The 23,368-nt window shown below is 50.3% G+C and carries 20 protein-coding genes and 1 pseudogene; 2 read left to right on the plus strand and 19 right to left on the minus strand.

The features are described 5' to 3' along the window. Positions 1–96 precede the first annotated feature (96 nt). The 9 genes from FRY98_RS06910 to FRY98_RS06950 form a co-directional block, all read right to left on the minus strand. Positions 97–1,437 carry a hypothetical protein gene (locus FRY98_RS06910; RefSeq protein ID WP_148450940.1) on the minus strand — a complete coding sequence of 447 codons (1,341 nt, stop codon included), beginning with the start codon at positions 1,435–1,437 and terminating at the stop codon, positions 97–99. Between the two features lie 74 nt (positions 1,438–1,511). Continuing rightward, a complete protein-coding gene (locus FRY98_RS06915) occupies positions 1,512–2,390 on the minus strand; it encodes a copper amine oxidase N-terminal domain-containing protein (protein ID WP_148450941.1) in 879 nt (292 codons plus the stop codon). A gap of 217 nt (positions 2,391–2,607) precedes the next feature. Then, the gene (locus FRY98_RS06920) at positions 2,608–5,382 is read right to left on the minus strand and encodes a hypothetical protein (protein WP_148450942.1); all 2,775 of its coding nucleotides are present in this window, start codon (positions 5,380–5,382) and stop codon (positions 2,608–2,610) included. 8 nt (positions 5,383–5,390) lie between these two features. Continuing rightward, positions 5,391–6,269 (minus strand): copper amine oxidase N-terminal domain-containing protein, encoded by an 879-nt coding sequence (locus FRY98_RS06925; RefSeq protein WP_148450943.1) that lies wholly within the window; start codon positions 6,267–6,269, stop codon positions 5,391–5,393. A gap of 127 nt (positions 6,270–6,396) precedes the next feature. Further along, positions 6,397–6,693, minus strand: a complete 297-nt coding sequence (locus FRY98_RS06930) for a WXG100 family type VII secretion target (RefSeq protein WP_148450944.1) — start codon at positions 6,691–6,693, stop codon at positions 6,397–6,399. A 78-nt stretch (positions 6,694–6,771) separates the two neighbouring features. Then, positions 6,772–7,083: a WXG100 family type VII secretion target gene (locus tag FRY98_RS06935; RefSeq protein ID WP_148450945.1), complete on the minus strand. Its 312-nt coding sequence runs from the start codon at positions 7,081–7,083 to the stop codon at positions 6,772–6,774. Between the two features lie 29 nt (positions 7,084–7,112). After that, complete coding sequence (essC, locus tag FRY98_RS06940; protein ID WP_148450946.1) at positions 7,113–10,988, minus strand: type VII secretion protein EssC; 3,876 nt, start codon at positions 10,986–10,988, stop codon at positions 7,113–7,115. Positions 10,989–10,995: 7 nt separating this feature from the next. Then, positions 10,996–11,814, minus strand: coding sequence for a DUF5050 domain-containing protein (locus FRY98_RS06945; protein WP_170287044.1), 819 nt, complete (start codon positions 11,812–11,814; stop codon positions 10,996–10,998). A gap of 14 nt (positions 11,815–11,828) precedes the next feature. Then, on the minus strand, positions 11,829–12,059 hold the full coding sequence (locus tag FRY98_RS06950) for an EsaB/YukD family protein (protein WP_148450948.1): 231 nt from the start codon (positions 12,057–12,059) through the stop codon (positions 11,829–11,831). 299 nt (positions 12,060–12,358) lie between these two features. Between FRY98_RS06950 and FRY98_RS06955 the strand changes: the two are divergent. Then, a pseudogene (locus FRY98_RS06955) lies at positions 12,359–13,314 on the plus strand (IS110 family RNA-guided transposase); the annotation flags it as partial. A gap of 99 nt (positions 13,315–13,413) precedes the next feature. Continuing rightward, a complete protein-coding gene (locus FRY98_RS28880; protein WP_249043370.1) occupies positions 13,414–13,584 on the plus strand; it encodes a hypothetical protein in 171 nt (56 codons plus the stop codon). 325 nt (positions 13,585–13,909) lie between these two features. Here the strand turns inward: FRY98_RS28880 and FRY98_RS06960 are convergent, their stop codons facing one another. From FRY98_RS06960 to FRY98_RS07005, 10 genes are all read right to left on the minus strand, one after another. Beyond that, a complete protein-coding gene (locus FRY98_RS06960) occupies positions 13,910–14,416 on the minus strand; it encodes a hypothetical protein (protein ID WP_148450949.1) in 507 nt (168 codons plus the stop codon). Next, positions 14,413–14,931, minus strand: a complete 519-nt coding sequence (locus FRY98_RS06965) for a hypothetical protein (protein WP_148450950.1) — start codon at positions 14,929–14,931, stop codon at positions 14,413–14,415. Before FRY98_RS06965 ends, FRY98_RS06960 begins: the two co-directional genes overlap by 4 nt. 32 nt (positions 14,932–14,963) lie before the next feature. After that, positions 14,964–15,185 (minus strand): hypothetical protein, encoded by a 222-nt coding sequence (locus FRY98_RS06970; protein ID WP_148450951.1) that lies wholly within the window; start codon positions 15,183–15,185, stop codon positions 14,964–14,966. 29 nt (positions 15,186–15,214) lie between these two features. After that, positions 15,215–16,096 (minus strand): hypothetical protein, encoded by an 882-nt coding sequence (locus tag FRY98_RS06975; RefSeq protein WP_148450952.1) that lies wholly within the window; start codon positions 16,094–16,096, stop codon positions 15,215–15,217. Next, positions 16,093–17,076 carry a hypothetical protein gene (locus FRY98_RS06980; RefSeq protein WP_148450953.1) on the minus strand — a complete coding sequence of 328 codons (984 nt, stop codon included), beginning with the start codon at positions 17,074–17,076 and terminating at the stop codon, positions 16,093–16,095. The genes FRY98_RS06975 and FRY98_RS06980 overlap by 4 nt, the downstream gene beginning before the upstream one ends. Then, the gene (locus FRY98_RS06985) at positions 17,054–18,523 is read right to left on the minus strand and encodes a TadA family conjugal transfer-associated ATPase (protein ID WP_148450954.1); all 1,470 of its coding nucleotides are present in this window, start codon (positions 18,521–18,523) and stop codon (positions 17,054–17,056) included. Before FRY98_RS06985 ends, FRY98_RS06980 begins: the two co-directional genes overlap by 23 nt. Positions 18,524–18,540: 17 nt before the next feature. After that, positions 18,541–19,368, minus strand: a complete 828-nt coding sequence (locus FRY98_RS06990) for a CpaE/TadZ family protein (protein WP_148450955.1) — start codon at positions 19,366–19,368, stop codon at positions 18,541–18,543. Next, positions 19,347–20,225 carry a CpaB family protein gene (locus tag FRY98_RS06995; RefSeq protein WP_148450956.1) on the minus strand — a complete coding sequence of 293 codons (879 nt, stop codon included), beginning with the start codon at positions 20,223–20,225 and terminating at the stop codon, positions 19,347–19,349. Before FRY98_RS06995 ends, FRY98_RS06990 begins: the two co-directional genes overlap by 22 nt. Before the next feature lie 5 nt (positions 20,226–20,230). Next, positions 20,231–21,607, minus strand: coding sequence for a helicase HerA domain-containing protein (locus FRY98_RS07000; RefSeq protein WP_148450957.1), 1,377 nt, complete (start codon positions 21,605–21,607; stop codon positions 20,231–20,233). A 603-nt stretch (positions 21,608–22,210) separates the two neighbouring features. Further along, positions 22,211–23,263: a stalk domain-containing protein gene (locus tag FRY98_RS07005; protein WP_170287045.1), complete on the minus strand. Its 1,053-nt coding sequence runs from the start codon at positions 23,261–23,263 to the stop codon at positions 22,211–22,213. Between the last annotated feature and the right edge of the window lie 105 nt (positions 23,264–23,368).

Here is a 23,368-nt window from a genome sequence, read left to right on the forward strand (position 1 = left end):
CTTTAACAGGGAGGTTGGCGCTATGCTACTTTACGATTTAATGTTTGGCCAGCTAAACGATTCCTACTTATTCGTTCGGATGAAACTCATCGGCCATCAATCCTCCGACTCATCAGCCTCAATGAGCTGGACGTCTTCGATATCCATGAGCATTTTCGTTACTTCTTCCTCTTCTTCCACATACGTAGACTCATAAGCCTGATCAGCAAGTTGGGTATAAACGATCACAACACCGTTGATCTCCCCCAGTTTGTTCCAGGGGTATTCGTCCGGCGGCGAGGCTGCCCACTCTTCCGGCGTAGCGCCGGAAATATTCATAATCCAAGCAGGATTTTCCAGTGCTGTATTATGAAAAATGTCGATTTGATCCTCGTATTGCTTGATAACATATTTCCCTTTCCACGATTCCGGAAATTGGAGAGAGAATTTGACCGTAGTGTCATTTTTTTTAATGGTAAATATATTGGGGTCCCTGTAGTCCTCTTCCATCTGAACCGCCGGTTGAAAAGTCGCTAACATTTCATCAACTTGCGACTCCATACTGTGGTAAACCTGGCCTTCCTCTTGATCGCTTGGCTGGTTAGTTTCCAGTCTCCTTGCTGCTACAACCCCATCCTCATTTTCAAGAATGATCTTATATTCGGCTTGATCCATTTCATTCCACTCTCTTACATTCATAGCTACGATTTCAACCAAAGGATAAGCTTCCTTCTTGCCTAGATATGAAAGGGTATATGTATTCACCATTTCGCGAAGCGATATCTTTCCTACCCAGTTCCTCGGGAGTTGGAACGAACCACGGTTCGTTTGAATTTCAGTAGCGCTACGTAAAGTGGGCTCCTGGTCGTAATATCCCCAAGAACTCACCTCCATTGTGGAGGAAGGCTCATATACGTTCTTGGTGTAAAATACAACGCTAACCTCTTTCATGGGATAGGTGATACTGTAGCGTTTCTCCAAATCGGGGTCCTCCATGACCATTGTCTCGCCCGCTTTTTTCATAACATCCGAAAATGTCATTTGTCCTCTCGCCCCGCCATAGTGAATCGGGTTGGTTTCCGCTATCTCCACATGACTAACCGGCACTTCGTCTTCCTCCGTCAAGTAAAAGGTTAGCCCCGCTTTTTCCAACTTGACCCACGGCATCCCTGTCGCTGAATCAGTTCCTTCTATAGGGGCTTCCATGTAATCCTGCTGCAGTTTTTGGATCAATGCGGCTTTGTCCAGATCAAAATACGCGACAAATTTGCTAAAGAAGTCCGGATTTTTCAAATCATATTTCGGGTCAAATTGGCCGGTCTCGGTATTGACCGTCGCAGTTGGCTCTGGCTGCACCTGAGTTGCTTCAGGCTGTCCCGCCCTTGTTCCGCATGCGGTTACTGCCATCAGCACACCCAGAAAAAAAACCAAGGTCAATATAACTTGTTTTCGTCTCACTTCAATCCCCCATTGAACTTACCTGTCTATTTACCTGCACATCTATTTAAAGCCATGCTTGTTGATAGACCAACTTACTTATACCAAATTTCTATGTTTATACTGGTGTAAGGCTGCGATGCCACAACAATCTTGTACTTTTTATCCTTAAACACTTTTTCCACCAGCTCATCCTCACCTTTTTTCTTTTGCTTGGCATAGTTAATGACTGATTTCACCGTATCTTCATCCACATTTTGAGATAACAACTCCTCGACATCTTTAAACCCTTGTTCCGGATTGTCATCCGAGTCGTCGATAGAGAGCATTAAATTTAATATAGTAGTTGTATTCCCGTCCTCCTTTTTATAACGGTCACCTACAGTTAAACCGGACTTATAAAAATTGTAGTAGCTAAACCCTTCACTCTCTTTCTTCTTGCTCTTCCCCTCCACATTTCTTGAAGCTTCCCAGGCATCCCAGTCAAACGGTTTTTCTGTATTAGCATTGTTACCACTGCCCCCGCTAGCTCCCGCACCTGTATGAATCGATACCATATAATTCAAAGAGTCCCAGTTCACTTGTGCGCCAAGAGCCTCGCTTACAAAACGAAGCGGTACATAGGTTCTGTCCGATTTCCGCAAGGCCGCCGTGTCCATTGGCTCGGTTTTGCCGTTCACCGTATAAGCCTTTTTGCCGAGCGTCAGGACGATCTGATTGGAATTCAAGTCTACGGTCACTTTCTTTGTTTTGCTGTTCCAGGCCACTTTGGCGCCAAGAGCTTCACTTACAAAGCGTACCGGTACCTGGACCCGATTGCTTTTATCCACCAAAGGCTGAGCATCCGGAAAACTCATTTTCTCCCCGTTTAATTCCACGCGCAAAGACAACTTCGCCGCGGAAGAGACCATTGGCATTGTGGTAAATATGAAAAGTAGGGACAGAAGAAAAAATCCTATTCTCTTAAGTTTCATTAAATAAACCCTCTCTCGTTTTTTTGCTTCGATTAGCACCCCATCACAGAAACAACGTGACGTGGCGACTATTTACATCCACCAAGCCCATGAGCTTTAGGGAGAGCTCATCGATTTTGGCCGGTTCCTTTCCTTAAATTTAAAAAAGCCCCCCCACCGCCCCGAAAATGTATGCTTTAACAGGGAGGATGGAGGGGTTGCTTCATGGAAATTTCGCTTAGCTGTTCAAATCATCGAACATGGAGCCGATGACGGTGATCTTCATGCTGTCCAGTTCTTCGACACCTTTCAAGGTGCCCAAAACTTTATAGGCATGCTTGAATCCCTTTAGATTAATATCATCGAACCAAACCTTGATGTTGTAGTTCCCATTCGGCATATTCGCATGAGTATACAAATATTTGTTTTCCGGATTGACGACGATCGTAATTTTGGAGGTTTCCGTGATTTTGTACATATGCTGGCCGTCTTTCACGTATTCTCTATATTTATACTTCGAATGGCTTTTCGCTGTCTTGGATTCGCTGTACCCTTCCAGTACTCTCTTCCAGAACTCATGAGTACTATCTTCGGCCGTGTCCTCGGAATGAAAAACTTCGTAGATGTCCTGCGTGTACCGTGAAGGATCATCGCTTCGATCCAATACATCGATCAGTTTTTCGCCGTTCACGCCTTTGCTTTGTTCAACCGTTAAGACGCCTTTTTTACGCACAAAGCCTCCCCCTTTAGGGGCCAAGCCTTCGTTCAAAATATTTACGGCTTCTTTCTTGTTGTTGATATAAATCAGATCAGACTCATAGCGGAAAGCCCCGATTAGACTGTTCACCAAGTCCTTGTGATCCTGGGTCATTTCGCCGTTCTGCGGTTTTTTGTCTTTAAAAACGACCGTATTCAAAGTAAACGTATAGCTGCCGGCCGGATTGAAATAATAGCCCGATTTGACCGGATAGGCGTATTTCTGAAGCTGCTTATCCGTCGCGAAAACGGCCTTGTCATAAAGCGATTTTTTATTCGTTCTTCCCGCCGCCGCTTTTCTGGATTGGCTATATTCGGTTTCGAGAGAACTGGTTTTATTCAAGGTCAAGCCCCCGCTTGCCTGTTGGATAAACTCCCGTTTATACTGACCCGGGACTCTGGTCCAATTGTAGGGCTGTCCGTTTTCGTCTTGATGATGCATCCAACGAATTACGGAATAACAATAGGGCTCATTCGTCCAAAACAATTTTTTCTCGAGTGCACTGCCAGTATTGTTTTCGATCTCGTCCCGGTAAGTATATTTTTCGAGTTCCTTCTTGCCGTTGTAGACATACATGGCGTATGGTTTTTTTATGTTGCCGCTGTCAAACTCAGCGGTTACAAACCCACTTTTTGTTTGTGATTTAGTTTCGCATTCCCCTGGACCTGAACAATCCTGATAGTACTCAGTATATTGATAAGGCCGGCTCACGGAACCCTCGTAGTAGATCTCCCCGATGCGGAGCAATGGATTATCCGGATTGCTGAGATTGACATATTGTTTGTTTTCCGGATCATCCTTTTTACCATTAATTCCAAAATCTTTCCGCATGATGGTATAAGTCACTATAGGAGCCCGGGTTATATTTTCACTGGCTTCATTGACTTTATTGTTAAACACCTTATACTCTCTTAATAAATCATCGGTCCTATTATGAGCATTCAAAATCCCCGTTGCATTTCCAGTCCATCTTGCGTCAGGTAGATCCGGTAATTTCAAGGTCACGGTATTTGCCGGTAAAATGATCTTTTCTTTTTTGGTCAACATATCATAAGGCAACGGAATCGGCTTGACGACCTTTATAGTAGATTCCACAATGTTGTTGTTCAGAACCGTCTCCTTCGGGGAGGTTCCGTTCTCGTTGACTTTAAACTGAATGCGAACATCACTATCCGGCATCGTGAAGGATGCCGTAAGCCGACGCTCCTTATTGGCACCTATAGGAATCGTGCCCGACGGTTGCGCATAATGAGCATTATCGCTAAAAGACAACTGATCCGTTTCTTTCGTTAAAGCTCCGCCTCCCGCCCGTGTTATGGACCAGGAAAAAGCCGGAGTTACCCCATTGGCAAATGTCGACTCCACCATCACTGTAACCTTAACCGTTTCACCGGCTACCGCCTGGGAAGGCAACTCATCAAACGAGACAGATAAATCACTTCCCTGAGTAGCAGCAAATGCGGCAATAGGAATATCCAAGTACGTGGATCTCATATAGACGCGTCCAAATCCCTGAGACAGGTATGTCGGAGGCTGAATGATATGAACATATTTAATCCAGCCGCCTTCCGGAGCTCCGTTCGTGTAGTACACTTTTCTCGTCGCGTACTCGGAATCTTTATTGTTATACATAAGATCCTCACCATAAGCAACTCCGGCATACTTGGTGTTAAGTGCTTTTAGAATCTGCTTTTCGAAATTACCATGAGGTAAGTATTCATACAGCTTCTCAGGAATCTCTCTTCTGTAATTATTCGGGAAATCATCAAAATCATTCGCATTCCCTTTATCTTCCCACGGGGTGGGTATCAGTCTAAGTTTATGAATTGGCACGCCGCTCCACCCAGCATCCCAAGGAAACCCATCAGTGGAAACTGAATCTCCAAACTTGTTATATCCAGAATACCTACGCATTTTTTGGCCTTTATGGACTATCTCTGTATCATGGCTGCTCCCGTAGACTATATCAAATCCCGTAAATTTCTGAGGATTTCTAATCCCTTCATCTATCTGCTTTTGTATGAGAGCAGCGTTAAACGCACCATTTTTAGTTTTGGCAGGATAATAATTATCTTCCCCATACAATACTTTCATGTCCTCATTCGCTTGCTTTAACACTAATTCGGGGGTAAGAGTCTTTAAATAGCCAACCAAATCATCCTTATAATCTAATGGCTCAGACCCCACTTTAGTTTGAGGAATAAATCCGCAAAATAGAACGATTAACAAAAATGCAGCCAATCGCTTACTTATCATAACCTCACCTACTTATACCAAACGTTGATGTTTATGTCACCATATGTCTGAGATTGAACAATCACTTTGAAGGTTTCATCTGTAAAGGTCTTCTTGGCCAATTCATCTTCCTCTAGCTTCTTTTGTTTTACGTAATTCATAACAGAATCAACCGTCTTTTTATCAATTCTTTGGCTCAGAATTTCCTCAGCATCCTTTTGTTGTTGGCTCAGGTCATCCCCAACATGGCCAAAGCTCACCAGTAGTTGAAGAATCGGTCCCTTCTTTGTTTTCGGATCATAACCACTATCTAAAACACTTAACCCTGAATTATAAAAACCGTTAAAACTAAATCCCTCTAACTTTATTTTCTCGCTCTTCCCCTCCACATTTCTCGAAGCTTCCCAAGCCTCCCAATCAAACGGTTTTTCTGTATTCGCATCGTTACCCTTCGCTCCGCTAGCGCCCGCACCCGTATGAATCGACACCATATAATTCAGAGAGTCCCAGTTCACTTGCGCACCAAGAGCCTCACTTACAAAACGAAGAGGTACATAAGTTCTGTCCGATTTCCGCAAGGCCACTGTGTCCATTTGCTTGGTTTTGCCGTTCACGGTATAAGCTTTCTTGCCGAGCGTCAGAACGATCTGATTGGAATTCAAGTTTACGGTCACTTTTTTGGTTTTGCTGTTCCAGTCCACTTTTGCTCCGAGCGCCTCACTTACAAAACGTACCGGCACTTGCACCCGGTTGCTTTTATCTACCAAAGGCTGTGCATCCGGAAAACTCATTTTCTCCCCGTTCAATTCCACGCGCAAAGACAACTTCGCCGCGGAAGAGACAGCGGGAAGCGCAGCCAACAGCAGGATCAGCGACAACAGAATAAAACCCGTCTTTTTCAATTTCATGATTAGTCATCTCCTTTTATATAAATGTTAGATGTCATATGTATCTCAATTCCCGAAGTTCGAGTTCATTGCTTTCGTGACTAAATGTAGACGTGGCGACCTACGCCACCACGTCTACGGACAAGAATTAGATTTTCAGCTTGCTTGCGAGATCCGCATCGCTTTGTCTCTTGACTTCAGCGATTTGACCGATAAGTTGTTTGTAGTCCTCAATCCATTTGTTCAAGCTTGTTACGACTTGGCCTTTGGTCGTTTGGAAGTTCGCGATGAACGCTTCTTCCGAACCGCCGGACCACCAGGATTTCACGCCTTCGACCATCGTGGCCATCCGCTTCAAATCGGATTCGATTTTCGCGATTTCGGACTGCAATTTGTTTTTCAGCCCTTCCGCTTGGTCGAAATCAAACTTTTGTTGGTTTGCCATTATAAATTCACCTCCTTTCAAGGATTTTCCTCCCCTCTTCATCCAGCAGAGGAGTCAAGCTCTAATCGCCGCCGCTCCCTATCTCCCGGAAACGGCAGCCCCCTTGCTCTTCTCCGCCGCGGCCTTGGCCTTTCGGGCTTCATCGGCTTGGTCCACCCTGTCCGCCAGCCGGTTCAGGCCGCTGGACAGTTTATCCAACTTGCCCAGGAGACCGGTCACTTCCCTCTGGATCTCCTTGTAGCCGGTACGGAACCCGTTCCCGGCCTCCCCTTGCCACCAGTCTTTCGATTGGTTTACCGCGGCCTGGCACTTCGTGCTGTCGCTTTTTAAATCCGACTTGACGTCATACACCAGCTTAGCCTTCGCTTTGATCTCAGAGACGGTTGACATCGGTCACTCCCCCTTTCGGAAAATAGCCCTTAATAACCGGCCGCGGCCACAGCTTCTTTTACCGGCTCGGCGGCACATCTCAGACCGGTGAACTTGTTCTTGACGATAAAATATCCGTCCATCGCCTCAAGTTCCTTTTCCGTCGCCCCATACGGCAGTCTCGCGGAGAAGAGCGTCTGTTCCTTGATGCTGCCGATCAGCAGGCCGGTCTGCTCTTCCTTGATCGCCTTGCCGAGGCTGTCCCAGTTGCCGGTGAAATCGGAGATGTTGTCCGCCGCGATCACGGCGACCTTCATGCCGCGCTCCTGCTTCACGATGCGTTCGATCAGCTCTTTCAGGGAATATTTATCGCCGTCCGTAAACTCGCTGAGCTTATCGAAGGCAAAAATAATCTGTTTCCACGAACGCACCAGTTCCTGCACATCTCCGCTGCTGCGGCGGCACTCCGCCATCTGTCTGCGGCGCTCGTCCAGCAGCTCCTGTATCCGCTCGATAAAGTCGTCTTCCGCTTCGGCCAAATCGGTGACATGCTCCCGGCCCATAATATCGAACAGGCCCATGCCGTTGGAGTCGAGGGCATACACCTCGGCGTCGCCGAGCATGTTGATCCAGGAGCGGAGCAGCGTACTCTTGCCGGACATGGACTCCCCGGCGATCATCAGCACCGGCGTCGCGTACAGGTCGATATGCACCGGCTGGAGATCGGTATTCCCGAGGCCGATCGCGAGCTTTCCACCGCCCGGCTGAATCTCCCGGATATCGATGCTCGAAGGCATCATCGGGATCGGTCTGGCCTTCGTGCAGGACAGTCCGGCAAAGCGTTCCAGCATCTGCTCGGTGCCGACATCTTCATACTCCGGAAGCGAAGTCTGGAATTCCAGCGGCGGCTTGCCCCGGACGAGTCCCCGTCCGGCCACCTTCATCGGTTCCAAGCCTTCCGTCCGGCCGACCACGCTGTCGTAGTCGCCTTTTTCCGTCATCTGGAGGGCTACCGCCAGCTTGAAGTTGACCGACAATTTGTATCGTACAAAGGTGGCGTTGGTGGCCGTGGCGACGAGATAAATGCCGTATTTGGAACCTTCCCGCGCCAGCAGCATCATTTGGGCGTCCAGATCCTCATAGGATTCCGACAGCGCAAAATAGTTGTCGATGATCAGCACAATCGCCGGCAGCGTATGGCCGGAAGCGCGATAAGCGTTGAAGCCTTCGCTGCCCATTTCCTCAAACCGCGCCTTGCGCTGCTCGATCTCCCGGAACAGGAACAGCATGAACTGATCGATCTTCCCTTTTTCCTCGAGCGTCATCACCCCGCCGACATGCGGCAGTTTCTCGAATACCCGCAGCGAGTTGCCGCCGAAATCCATCAGGTAGAGGTTCGCCTCATCCGGCGAGTAAGTTTGGGCGATCGACATGCACAACGTTTTGAGAAACACGGTTTTTCCCGTTCCCGGCGCGCCGTAGACGAACAGATTGCCTTCCCCCGCAAAATCGACCTCCAGCACGTTCTGGCTTTGATTCCGCGGATCGTCCATCCGCCCGACCGGCACCGAGAGCAGCTTCTCCCGCTTCGGCCAATGCCCGGGGACAAAGCCGTCCCCCAAAATGTTGTCGAAGTGGAGGACTTCCGGAAGCGGCGGCAGCCAAGGCCCCTTCAAAGGCGAAATGCCCGACGCCTCCGCCGTCTCCGTAATCCGCTCGACCATGGCTTCCAGTTGGGTCGGCAGCTCGTGCTTGACGATCTTCTCTTCCGACAGCGGATAGATTTGCTCCATCCGGCCGTTCAGCGAGACCTCGTAAATCCGCTTCGCCTTGTTCTCGCTCTTCTGCATCGCTCCTTCGGGATCGTAATCCGCTCCCGAGTAAGTCGATTGGAACAGCTCGAAAATCTCGTCGTTCCCGACCTGAATGTAGGCGCGCCCCGGCTCCTTGATCATCGCCGCGTCCGGGCGTTTGATGACGTCCTTGCTGTCCCGTTCGTCCTGAACCTTGAGACAGATCTTGAACTTGGAGTTACTCCAGATCTGGTCGTCGACCACCCCGGCCGGCTTTTGCGTCGCCAGAATGAGATGCACGCCCAAGCTTCGGCCTACGCGGGCCGCGCTGACGAGCTCTTTCATAAATTCCGGCTGATCCTGCTTCAGCTCCGCGAACTCGTCCGCGATCATGATCAGGTGAGGAATGGCCGGCATCCGGCCGTCCTTGTTGTTGCTATAGTAAAGCTTCTGATATTTATCGATGTTGTTGACCCCGAATTCCGAGAAAATCCGCTGCCGGCTCATCAGCTCGCTTTTGATGGACAACAGCGCCCGCGTTGTCTGGTTGCCGCCCAGGTTCGTAATCGTCCCCACCAGATGCGGCATCCCTTGGAACACATCGGCCATGCCGCCGCCTTTATAGTCGATCAGAACAAACACCAGATCATGCGGATGATAGTTCATCGCCAGCGAAATGATGATGCTCTGCAGCAGCTCACTTTTCCCCGAGCCCGTCGTCCCAGCGACCAAACCGTGCGGACCGTGCCCCGTCTCGTGCATATCGAGGTTAAAAAGATTGCCTCCCGCCTTGATGCCGATCGGCACGCTCATCCCTTTGAACGGCTTATTGATCGTCCATCGGGATAACAGATCCACTTCCTTCGTCGTCTTGGCCTGCAGCATGTCGAGCAGGGCCAACGAGTTCGGCAGCGTGAAGTTGCCGCCCGAGTTTTTGATGCGCAGCGGCGCCATTTTCCGGGCCGCCTGCTCCAACTGCTTAAGGCTTACGGTGTCGGGGTTGAACGTGTTCTTCTCCCCGGTTTCCCGGTCCGCCAGCTCCCCGGTCTTGCCCTGGGCCAGAATCACCTGCTTGCAGTTCATCGGCAGGTAAGCCTGGTGTTTGGCCAAGTACACCGTCGACAGCCCCAGCGCGGCGCTCTTGTTGTACAAGTATTTCGTGATCGGCTCCTCATCAAGCAGCGAAGCGTCCTCGACGATGAACACGTAGTGCGGCAGCGGAATACCGCCGATCTTGCGCCGCTCGCGTTCCTTGAACACGTTGTTCAGCTCGCCGAGCACGGCGTGGGCGATCGCTTTGCCGCAGAGCAGGAAACGGAAATCGAAGCCGTCGCTCCACAGATGCGGGAGATGGCGCAGCCAGTTCCACTTCTCCAGCCCGTCCTCCGCGGCCAGCACGACCAACCGCACGTCGTCGTAGCCGTGGTGGGTCACGAGCTGCAGCAGCATTTGCGTCACCATGTCAAACGTCTTCTCATCCTCGCCGGCGATCCCGACGATTTCCGCCTGAATCAGGTTGACCGAGACCGGCACGCCCTGCACGCGCTCGAATTCCAGCGCCAGCCGCTGCGGTTCCATCATCAGCGGGTCGCTCTCCAGAATGATCGCCTGCTTGGTATACTTGATTTTCAGCTCGGCCGGAACACTCCCTACGCCCAGGCGAAGCGACAAGAAATCGGGCGAAGATGGCGTTCTTTCCCACAGCCGGTTGTCGATCTCTTGAATCCGCTGCAGACAGGCCGCCGGATCGGGACTCATCTCGTTCATCGCCTTGATTTGCTGTTCCCGCGCCAGTTGAAGCTCGCTCCGGCTGTCCGTGATGAACTGCAAATACTTCTGCTCGCGTTCCTTTTTCTTCTTCTTATACTTACGGATTTGCGAAGCTGCGCCGGTCAGGGACACGATCAGGGTCATCACCGTCATGGCGATCGAAAGCATCATGTACATGGACTGGGACGTCAGCGCCAGCAGCAGCGTAATGACCAGCATCACCGCCGGCGGCGCCAGCAGGGCGAACCAGGAGATTTCCGGCTTCTCATAGGCGTGAGGAGGATTCGGGATCTCCAGCTCGCCCCCCGGCATTTCCGGAAGAAACCGGGGCTGCCGGCTAAATTCATATTTTTCGTTGATCATACGTACCTCACGATAAAGTTATGACTTTGACCGCCTGCCCGCCGGACAGCGACATCCGGTACCACTCCTGCCGGCTGCAAAAATACAGCATATCCCGCAGAACATGCAGGTGATCGGCCCGCTCGCCGCAAATCCGGATCCGGCTTCCCGTATCGGGATCGATCCGGTAGATGGAGCTTTCATTGAGCCGGTTGGCACAGTACAGATAGCGCCCGTCGCTGTTCAGACTGTTTGGCGCGATGTCGTCATATACGCTCGATTGTCCGGTCGGCGGATGCAGGACGGTGAGCAGGTGTTGATTCTTCTTATCGGCAAAAACCAGGCGCTCGCCCAATGTAATCAATTGCACCGCAGCGTGTTCCGAAACCAGTTCCCGGTCGCCGCCGTCAAGCCCGCAGGAGCGGATCCCCTGCTCTGTCGCATAATAGATCCGGTTCGCTTCCACCACGAAAGCTTCCACCGCATCGTCCGCCACCCGGGCTTCGCTTCTGCCGTTAAGCAGGCAGCGGTACAGCTTCCGGTCGTTTTCCCCGATATAGTACAGCCACTCGCCCTGCCGGGTCAGACCGTAAACCGGGCGGTCCAGCAGCGGCTCGGGAGCCTGCGAGCCGCGGTCCAGGCGGCACAGCCGGTTTCCCCGCGTCTGGTCGCTGCAATAGATCGCGTCCTCCGCCTCGTTCATAAACCAGAACACCCCGTCCAGCAGCTCCGTCACGCCGGCCGCTTCGTCGCGCCGAAAGGTACCGGAATAGCCCCGGAGATCGGCGAGAAACAGGCCGTTCCCGCTCTCAAAGGCGACTCCGCCATTATGGATATTGCTGTTCACGGTATTCATCCCTTCTATACGAGAGTAAGCAGCGCCCCGTCCACAACGCCTTCTTCCTCCAGCGTCAGGGAGGGGTCCAAAATCCGGCCCAGCGGTTCAGCCTGGAGGCGATGCTCCGGTACGACGGGGAGATGCAGCGCTTCGGACAGCATCGCCAGCAGCTCTTGCGAGGTGACGAACCCCGGAACTTTCAATTCCTTCGTCAAATGCGGGCCGGCCTGGAACGTTACCAGGATATAGTCCATGCCGTCACTTCCTTTTGATATTCCACTTTTTACTGCGCTTATTAACGGGAAAATCTCCCGTTAATCAAACATGGCCTAGCGGCCACCGCCAGTAATGAAAATGGTACGGTCATTCACCTACTTTTCTGTTACATTTAAAGTGTGAGTCATAGGTCGGCCAAATATTGGGGATCTACCCCGTCCGTTAATCGGACCAACTGCAGCCATGAGGATCGCCGAGTGTTGCCTTGAGCACGTGTATAAATTTTCTCCTCAAAAGGTTGCATGATTCACACCCATACTGCAACTGGAGGGATAATATGGACGCCATACGCGAATGTTGTGCTGGACTGGATGTCCACCAGGAAACTGTAGTAGCTTGCCTGCTGAGCGGGCCGCTTCATAAGAAGCCCAAGTCTGTTATTGAAACATTCGGTACCACTACACGAGAGCTCTTGCGGTTACAAGACTGGCTCGTAAAGCACGAATGCACAGAGGTTGCCATGGAAAGCACAGGAGTTTATTGGAAGCCGGTGTGGAACATACTTGAGGGCACCTGTACTTTAACCTTGGCAAATTCGCAACATATCAAAAACGTTCCTGGCAAGAAGACGGATGTAAACGATGCGGAATGGATTGCGGGATTACACCGTTGTGGGCTCATCGATGGTAGCTTCGTCCCGGATGAATCCATACGAGATTTGCGGGATCTTACTCGCTACCGTCGAAAACTCATTCAAAACCTTACTCAGGAAAAAAACCGAATCCACAAAATTCTTCAGGATGCAAATATCAAACTAACCACGTTCATCTCGGACCTGTTCGGTGTTTCTGGACGTGCCTTACTGGGATCCATCGTCAACGGGGAAGTCCTTGACGTACATGAGGTACGCAAAATGGTACACACCCGGCTGAAGATGAAGGTCCCGTTGCTGGTTGAAGCACTGAATGGTCGCCTGCGCTTGCATCACCGAAACATGATCAAGCGGCACTTGGAACATATACATTATTTAGAAAAGCAGATTCAGGAACTCGAGGCTGAGATTGAATCGGCAGTAGAGCCTCACATGAGGGAAATACAGTTGCTCGATACGATTCCGGGAATTGACTTCGATGCTGCGGCGAGCATCGTAGCGGAAATAGGTACCGATATGGCGCATTTCCCAAGTGAAGCTCACTTAGCCTCTTGGGCAGGCGTTTGTCCAGCCAACCATGAGAGTGCCGGTAAAAAAAAAGAAAAAAGAACAACCGCGGAAACAAGCATATAAAGTCCGTGTTATGCCAAGCGGCATGGGCAGCGATAAAAAAGAAGGATAGCCGGTTTACAGCAGTGTACTCCCGAATTGCAAAGAGGGCAGGCACACAGAAGGCTAACATGGCGATCGCCCATTTGATGATACGAATCATTTATGTAATGCTTCGTGATAAAGTGCCTTATGAAGAATTAGGGCGCGAGTATTTAGTTTCCGACAAAAAAGTAGCAGAGTCCCTTGTGAAGAAGCTACAAAAGCTAGGTTACCACGTCGAACTAACCGAGACTGCTTAAATATTAGTTTTTAAAAAAAGGCAAAAATCATTTAAGGGATGCTTTAAAGTCAATTTTAATTTCGCGCTGTGAAGCAACAAATTCATTTTCGTATAAATTTACCGCTACGAGCCCTTGGATCGGAATTAGCTGGAAAAACTCCATCTATTTCATGACTCCAGCCGCCGATCCCCCTATTTCTGGTTATTTAACGGGAGATTTTCCAGCTAATTCATCTATACTACTGGATAGCCACCCAATTAACGGGAAGAATTCCCGCTAATTAAGCTAATCGTCGTGCTAACTAAGCTATTTCGGCCAATCCGGCTCCTTCACATCGAACAAGTCAGTTTTTCACATCCAAAATCAGGCTACGTTTGGAGGTCAGCTTGGTAGCCGTATCTTTCCCGGCCTCCTCCGCAAGCTGCAAATACTTCGTCTTGAACTTGTACTCGGTCGTCGCCGTCATTTCCACCTTGGAAACCAGCTGTTCCGTCTCCAAATCGTCCTCTTCCGTAAAATCGAGTTCCACAATAAATTCATTGTATCTTCCGTCATTGGAGACGAACCTTAGCGTATCTTCACTCTGTCCCTTGTTCGTGCAGGTAAAATTCATCGCATCCTCGAACGATTCGGTAAAATACCCCACGAATTTCTCCCGGTCGACCTTCGCGTCCAGATTCCGCATTAACTCATATTCCAAGCTCCGGTCCCTGGCCGAACGGGCCGCATTCGTCAGCGCCGTGCCGAGCAGGACTTTCTCCTTGGTCAAGTTCGCGATCTCCGCGATCGGCTGCAAAAGAACGACGGCCAGAAACACCACCAGAATGCCTATCGCCACATTTTTCATCATTCATCACCGGTCGTGTATTCTCTCTGGTACTCGTCATACGGCAAATCCTTGTAATGTTTCAGCCCGATCGTCTTCATCGTGAACGAAACCGGAAACTCCTGTTCGATTTCCTTCCCCCAGAGCTTCATCTTGAACGGGTAAACGGCGCTTAATGTGATCGTAACCGGTTTTCCCCGCTGACGGTAGGGCTTGGAATCGTCATCCAGATTCTCGTAAACCTTGGCATCGGTATCCCCTTCCGCCGAGTGTTCATCGTCGTCATCCTTTACTTTCCGCACGGAAATTTGAATATCGTCCGGCCGCTGGTTGAAGATCGGCCGCTTCTGCAGCTCCTCCAGCACCTCGTCACGATAATCCTTCTTCAGGTAGTTGTCGCTGGCCACCTTTTGCGAGACATGAAAGGTTTCCACGATCAGCGTCGTATACCAGGGAAAGAAATATATAAAGTTCGTAAACACGATGATCGCCACTGTGACCAGGATAGAGATCAGGATGGATTTTGCAAATGCACGCATATCAATTCACCTGTGTGTTAAGACGTAGGAGATTAGCTGGTTCCGCCCATCTTTCCTTTAATCAAATCATCAAAGAGGAACTTCCACACTTCCTCGATCCATTTCTCCAATAAGCCGTTCTTCAGTGTCGTCACAATAAACGCCACAACAACAATCACCGCGACCGTAATCGCGATCTGCTTCACCCCGATATCCCCGGTCTCATCCTTCCAGAAATTTCGCTTCTCGATCTTTTCAAGCTCCTTATTTTTCATAAACTCCATCCTCCTCGTCCTCGGACAATTTATTGGAACATTTTTATGGAATCCAAAACGGTGAATAAATAGTAGATGGCGATATAAATCCCCAGCACGACGATCAAGATGAGTTGAATCCGCGAGTTCGTCCGCTGCCTGCGCTCCAGGTCTTCCTCCAGGGCGAGGATGCGGTAGCTGTCCACCTCATTCTTCAGGTAAACCATCTGCGAGATGTTGTCGTACCCTTTGAGCCGGGTTTCCATCAGATCGCAGAACTTGATGATATAGTGGATCGGCACGCGTTTCTTCAACTGTTTCAGCGCGTATTCCTCGCCGTACTCGATATTGTCGAGCATCACCCCGAGCTCCTCGGCCATATCCTTGTTGGCGTTCGGCAGATAGTCGCGGATGACGTCGGCCAGGTAGATGTTGACCGATTTGGAGTACTGGTAGTACACCATACTGTAGAACCCCGGAAAGTCATACGCGATATTTTTGTTCTTCTTCTCGATCTTCTTCTCCATTTCCGAGACCGGGTACATCCAGCCGAGGAAAATAAAGATCGCCGAGACGTAACCGAGCAGCTGATTGGCGCTCATCATCACGATCGTCACCAGCCCGCCGCCCACGGCATAGAACAACTGCTCCGCCCGCAGCTCCTCGGGCTTCATGTTCAAATCCAGACGGTCGATCATCTTCTGGAAGCGGGTGCGCTCCGCGGTGCTGAGCAGCCGGCCGATGTATTTCTCGGAGAACCGGCGCTTAAACACCTTAAACCTGTCATTCAGCTGCGCGTTCTTCCGCTCCTTCAAATATTTACGGTTGCGCTTCTTCTGCCGGGCATTTACGGGCCGAAAGAACGGGTAAATGAACGCCTTGACCAGGTAAAGCACCGCCACGAGAGCGCAAAACTTAGCCAATAAACTCATTTGCCATCACTTCCCGGACCCAGGTTGCCCTGCAGCGCCTGCGTACGGGCGAAGCTGAGACAGATGGTGCTGATCATCGCGGTGTTGATGAGCTTGCCCCAGGTGCTGTAGAGCATGAAATCGCGAAAATCCTCCACCGTTAAAGCGTACAAAAAGAACAAGACAATAATGACCGTTTTGATCAGGAAATCCCGGTTCATCTTACGGAAAATCCGGTCTTTGCGGGCGTTGATTTCCCGAAGCACCGCATTCTCATCGACAATATCGAGAAAAATGTCCGCCATCCCTTTGCGCTCGTTGTACTCGAACACGATGGCTTTTTTGGTGAAATTATCGAATTTCGGGCCGAGCTGCCGATTTAGCAGCGTGATCGCCTGTTTGAACGAGTAGCCGTTATTTTCGCAGTTATCGATGAATTGCTGAAAATAGGGCCGGATGCTGGGCTTGATGTACTCCTCGCTCTCCATCACTTTTTTGATCGCGACCAGTACGCCCTCGCGGGCCAAGGGACATATGATGTCCTCGGCGTCCATGATGCTCTCCAGCTTCTCCGCCTTGATCGCCTTCGACTGCATGACGAAGAAGGTAAGCAGCCCGATGAAAATGGCGACCGTAACGACAACCGCCAAGGTGACGTTTTGCATAAAAATGACCACGACGAGCACGACGATGGCAAAACAGATACAGAGCAGGGAAGTGAAACTTTCCAGCGTCAGCGGCAGATTGAAATCGAGAATCAACCCTTCGACGAGCCGGTTGTACTTGGCGTACACGTTTTCCTTCCGCTTCACGATCCGTTCTTTTTTGATCCGCTCCACATAGCGCTTCGTATTGTATCTGCCCAGGTGCTCCGCCAGCGTATCCAGCAAGCCCAAAAAGAAACGGCCGGTCCCTTCAAAGAACCGCACTTCGAACACCGCGTTGAACACAATAAAGGCGGTGATGCCGAAGAACAGACTAATGATTGAAGTTGTATCCATGGAATCCGTACTCCTCTATCTCATCTTCCCCGGGCGGCGAAGTCAGGAACTCGAAGCGGCTGCGCTTGATCCCCGCTTTGATCATCGTCTGCTGGACCTTCTCGGACAGCATGCCGACACGCTTGTGCTTGCCGATGATCTTCAGCACCCGGTGGGTGCCTTCTTCCTCCAGCACGTCCTCCGAGATGAACTTGTAGATCGGATTGACGATCGGTTCAAGCCCTTCGGAGCCGAGCACTTCCGAGATCGACGTGACTTTGCGGGTACCGTCCGCCAGCTTTTCCTGGAAAACGATAAATTTGACGGCGCTGCAAATGTTCCGCAAAGCCAGCTCGGCCGGCTCGTTGGAGGCCATCAGGTACGCGGTCAGGAAGCGGTAGATCGCTTCGCGGTCTCCCTCGGCATGCAGCGTCGTGAAGAAGAAGTGGCCGGTTTGCGCGGCCCGAAGCGCCGTGGCGAATTCCCCCGGCGTCCGCAGTTCGCCCGGACCGATCCAGTGCGGCGACTGCCGCATCGCGTTGATCAACAGATTTTCCATCGTCGCCGGACTGGCGTCGTCATCGTCGGGAACCGATTCATACTGCAGCACGTCGTTGATGATTCGTCCGTGCTCGCTGTTCCCTTCCCGCCGCTGCAGCCGCATTTCCGACGGATTCTCGATCGTAATGATCCGCGACAGCGGATTGATCTCCCGGACCATGATTTCGTTCAGCGTCGTCTTGCCGCTCCCGGTAGGCCCGACCGTAATCCAGGACAGATCCGCCTTCGGCAGCAGAGACAGCAGCTTGAACATATTGACGGAGAACGATTCGTTCTTGATCATCATTTCCGGGGTAATACTCTTCTTGCTGAATTTCCGGATCACGACGGCCGGCATATCGTACGGCGAGATGTCCGCGTGCGTCGCGTTGACCCGGTATCCTTCGATCGTCCGCGCGTTGACCATCGGGATCTTCGGGGTCAGCCGCACTTTGGAGACGCCGAGCAGCTTGGAGATGATCCGCTCCAGATGCTCCCGGTCGATAAAGTGCTGCTCCCAAGGAACCGTCTTCCCGCCGGTCTCCACAAAGATCTGATCCGTGCCGTTGATCCGAATTTCGTCGATCGACGGGTCTTCCATCGCCTTCGTAATCGGACCGTAGTGGGTGATCTCGTCGATCAGCGCTCTTTTCAACTCCACCAGCTCGTAGTAGCCTTCGACAACCGGCTTTTGTGAATCGACGAATTCATTGATGTAGGCCTTCGTCATTTCCCGCTTTCGCCCGGGATCGTGTTCCCGGCGGAAAGCGTGCGTCGCCACTTTGGTGATATATTTCTGACAGAGCTCCAGCGCTTCTTCAAATTGGATGGTCGTATATTTGTTTTTCAGATCTTCCATTTCTTCTTTTTTGACGATCTGATGGCTTACCTTCTGCTGCATGTCGCTGATTTTCGCACGGGTGAGCATAAATTCGTGTCCCTCCCTTACTGGTTGCCCAGGATATCCGCAAGACGCCGCATATCCTTGAGAAAATACCGGTTGACCAGCGGGTTATCCCTGATGTACAGCTTGCCTTCCAGCGCGCTGGCATAGGCCGCTTTGACCAGCGGCAGCGCCGCCACAATATTGAAGCCGAATTCCTTCAGCCCTTTGTAATCGTAATGGATATCCTGCATGTTCATCAGAATCACGCTGGTGAATTTCGCGGTGCTGATGCCGACCGATGCGGCAAAATCCAGCATCCGCACCATATTGCTCGAAGCCTCGATCCGCTCGGTCGCCGTAAAGAAGCCGATATGCGAATATTTCATCGCCCCGAGGCAAAACTCCAGCGGAGGATTATTCGGAATGTCCAGCAAAATGATATCGAACATGCTCTTCAGCGTATCGATGACCCGTTCCAGATGCTCGAACTCAAAGTCGAGGTACTCCTCGATCAAATCATGCGGGCTCGGCGACAGCAGGTACAACCGCTCATACTTCGTCGCCTGTATCTCTTCCCGGAAGTCGACCTTGTCGCTCTTCAGTACCCGGATCAGGCCGCTGCCTTTCTTGCTCGGCTGCGCGTCCAGAAAGTGATGCAGATTCGGGTTAAACACTTTTAAATCGACGATGCAGGTATTCAGCCCTTTTTGTCCCAACAGATAGCCGAGATTGCTGATGAGCAGCGCGTTGTCGACCATATCGCAGGCCGGAAGGAAGCCGACCACGCTGTAGATGAGCTTGCTCTCCTGCATTTCCGAGCCGACCCGATCCTTGGCCGATATTTTATTCAGCACCTCATCCAGGTTCAATCCTTGGTTTCGAGCCATGATTCCACCTCATTTTGCAAAGTAGGCAGCTGGTCCAGAATGACCTGGCTGTTCTTCCGGCTCAGGATCGTGATCAGATACTTCTTCCCTTCAAAGCCGTTATACTTGGCAAATTTGTCGATTTGCTCCCGCGATCCTTCCAGCAGCAAGGATTTCGGCTGGATACTCCGCAGGAAATCTTCGCTCTTCATCACTTCCTGCCGCTTGTCTTCACTGAGCTTGAGCACTTCCTTGTAAACCTCATAGATCGAGTGGCTGCGCGAATTGAGCATATCCCGGACCTCAATACTGTCGAACAAGACCTCGGTGCGCACCTCCGTCCCGGACGCCAGGAACCCGGCATTCGGATTTCCCGATCCCGTGCCGGTTTTTTCGGCCTCATACGATACGCGGATTCTGACCCGGTCCCCCGGCATCAGAATATCGCCGCCGGCTTCGAGAAAGTTGTAGGGCAAGGTCAGCACTTCGTGCTTGTCATCCAGCTGGTACAGCCATTCGTTCTGCTGCGGCTTCTCCGCCATCAGCTGGTCCTTGTACAGAATGCTTTTGTCCCGCATGTAATACTTCGTAAACTTATCCTTTACTTCCTCAAGATCCTCCGCCAGGATCATGTCCTCGGTATATTCCTTGCGGATGAGCGAATACTTCTCGATCATCTTCTCCGACAGCGGCACGTAAGCCGCGACTCCGCCACTCTGCTTGATCCGGAGTACCTCAACGGTGTCCTTGGCCGCCTCGTTCGCATTGTTCAACACGATAAAAGAGATTACGATGACCGCGATGCTGAACAGCAAAGCGAGTATTTTTTTGAACAGCTTTTTGTTCGGGGAGACGCTTTTTACTGTACTTAAATCCATATGAGTTACGCACCCTCCATCAATCTTAGAAGCATTTGACCAAAAGCCTTCTCATACTCGGCGCCCGCCTGGATCGCGGGGATATCCGTTTCGATCTGGCTGTCGAACCCGTCGCTGTAAGGGACGGAGCCCGCTGTTTTCATCTCGTAACGAAAATAGTCGCTAAGCCCGGAGGTCAGCAGCTCGCTCACCTTATCCGGAGCGAACAAGCTGTCCTGGAAGCGGGAACGGTCATTGTATTTGGTCACGATGACCTTGGATTTGGCGTTCAGGTAAGACGCGCGTTCCTGGTCCATGACGACCTCCACGTTCCGGATGGTGCTCAGCACGGCGTGGAGATTGTTCGGCACACAAAGACCGAACAGATCCATATGAATCATCGATTCGCGGAACACCCGGAACAGATCGAGCGGCATATCGAGCAGAACGAGATTAAACTTGGTTCGCAGGACGGAAATTAAGCCGATCAGCTTCTCCGTCGTATAGAACTGTTCCATTAACTTGCGGTCATGAAAAGAATAGCCCAATCCGGTAAGCCAAAAGTTGTCCTTGATATTAAAAGCGGTGGTCATATAGTCCTGCGGCCTGGCCAGCGTGCGGATCAGCGAAGCGCTCATCTGCTCGTCTTTGTTCGTCCGCTCATGGAAGCGGCTGAAATACATGTTCGTGCTGCGGTACTCCGCATCCATATCGATGATGATCGTACTGAGCCCCCGCTTGCTGGCTTCATGGGCCAAATTGACGACCGTGCTGGTCAATCCGCTTCCCCGATGGCCCGTAATGGCGGCAACGCGGCTGATTCCCCGGCTGACGTTGAGCAAATCCCGGGTCAGGCGGTCCGTCGCCTCCGGTTCGGCTTTCGGTTCCGGTTTGGAGCGGAAACGGTCGAAGAACGATCTTTTTTTCTCCGGCAGCTTATTCTCCTCAGGTTCCTCGGTAACGCGCTTGGGTTCTGATTTAGCAGATCTATGTATATCGGTAAGTTTTTTATGGCTCTGCTGATCCATCGCCTCCGCAAAAACCTCGGATGGAATCCGCACCTGGTCGGAAACGATCAGCGTTATGTTCGTATATTCTTTAGTCAGCGGCGCCAGTTCCTGAGGTTTCAAATAATCCCGCGTCACGATCAGGACCGGAATCCCGGGTTTTCTCCCGTTCTCGATCCATCGGAGCAGGGCCGTCAAATCCTCCCGATCCTGTCCGGGACGCCCGGAGAAAGCTTGATCCGTAATGAGCACGCCGTCCAGAGCCGGATTTTCGCGGGACAGGAACTCCCCGAGCTCCGGCAATTCCAGTCCGTTCGGATGGACCGACTCCATTTTTCGGCCTAAGCAGCTTGTCACTATTCTATGAAATCCACCGGATACGATAAGCCATTTCATATGTTCACCTGCTAGTAGATGGTTTTTCACAGGAATTAGTAATTTTTACCTCCCTGGCTTTTGCTATTATACAAGTAACCTATATCACAGACAATCCAAAAAACGATAAATAATCCCTTAGAAGGACGATTTCCAAGTATAGGAAGGCCCTTTGACATATCTTTTGCGGAACTGGGGAAAAAGTAGGATTCTTCCAAACAGTCGCCAAGAATTAGTGAGAAATGCAGAGGATGTAAAAAATACCCGGACTGCCTAAGAGAAAACTCGTGTTGATGTCAAACGTCGAGTCCAGAGTAGTCATCGCCAAATCCGTCTCTATTTTAATAGGAAGAAACTCGGAATGAAAAAGAACATGCAGCGCAATTTTTCGGTTTAACGGACTACACGAATCCGAAAAAAACGCATGACTTAAGATTCAAACACAAGTAAAATAACCTGTATCTTAAGTCGTATTTATTTATTAGTCCCTCCATCCCAGAACCCTTGATTCCTCGGACTATTTTCATACGAAATTGTGCTCTGCAAAGGTTTAGAAGTTCACAAAAATAAAACGGCGATCGCTTCAAAGTCATTGCGATCGCCGTAAAAGCTTACCATGATTTATTATACTCTTTTGTCCAGAACTCCATTGTTATCGTCGTCGTATACATACCCATCGATATCATAATTTCTGTACTCACTAGCCAATTCATCAATCATCCTTCTCAGCAAAGCGTTTTGATCGGTGCTTGATAGTCTATCCCAATCATCTTTCTCGACATAGACCTTCACAACAGCTTCTTCATCATCTTCATCCACAGTTAGTCTTATGGACAGCGGTATTCCGCGATAAGTGCCAAAATTTCTCTTCAACTTGTCAAGCATGTCATCCTTATCAGCCACACCGCTGCTAGACAGGGTGACATTACCGGAGCTGCTGACGGAGAACGATGTTAATTTCTTGGAGCTTTCGTTTCGCACAGTCCCACTAACATCAGCTCTATTAAACTCTTTAAGGATGTCATCCACAATAGCTTGAATAAATGTTTTCTTCCTATTGCTGGTCAAGTCATCCCAAGCGTCTTGGTCAACTTCCACTTTTACAGTGATATCGTTTTTGTCTCCGGATAGCGATATTTCAGCATCTAACCTGCTATAATAATCCTCATAGTCTTTGTTTAACTTATCTTCTAATTTATCCAGACTCCCCTTGCTGGTTGAATTTTTTTGCGCATTAAGTTGCGTTTCCAGTGAAGCGATGGTCTGATTCTTTGTGGCAAGGGTGGAATTCGCGTCGCTAAGCTCTTTTTTCAAACTGGTTACTTGACTTTCCAAGTCTTTGATCTGTTTATTCAAACTATCGATCGTGGCCTGGTCAATCGGAGCCGTTAGGTCCGAAATCTGAATTTGCTTTGCCGCGCCATCCCAATATAGTGATTTCCCAAGTGCTTCTCCCGCCATTCTGATAGGCACATACGTAGATCCGTCAACCACAAAAGGCTCCTGACCGGAAGTAGAACTGATAGTTTGACCGTTGTAAACAAGTTTAATGTTACTATATACCGCTTTCAATGTTTTTGTAGCCTCTGCCGCAAAAGTAGTGTTTGCCAGCACGGTACCCGATACAAGAGTCGCAGCTAGGGCTATTGCCGCTGCCGTTTGTTTCTTCATCTTCATTTGGTACATATTCCCCTTTTACATAATTCCCCAACCGATTTCCCCCATAGTACCCATAAAACCAGTTGTAGGTATATAAAAGGTTACCATAAATTTCTTGGAAGT

The organism is Paenibacillus faecis, assembly GCF_008084145.1.
Classification (GTDB): Bacteria; Bacillota; Bacilli; order Paenibacillales; family Paenibacillaceae; genus Fontibacillus; species Fontibacillus faecis.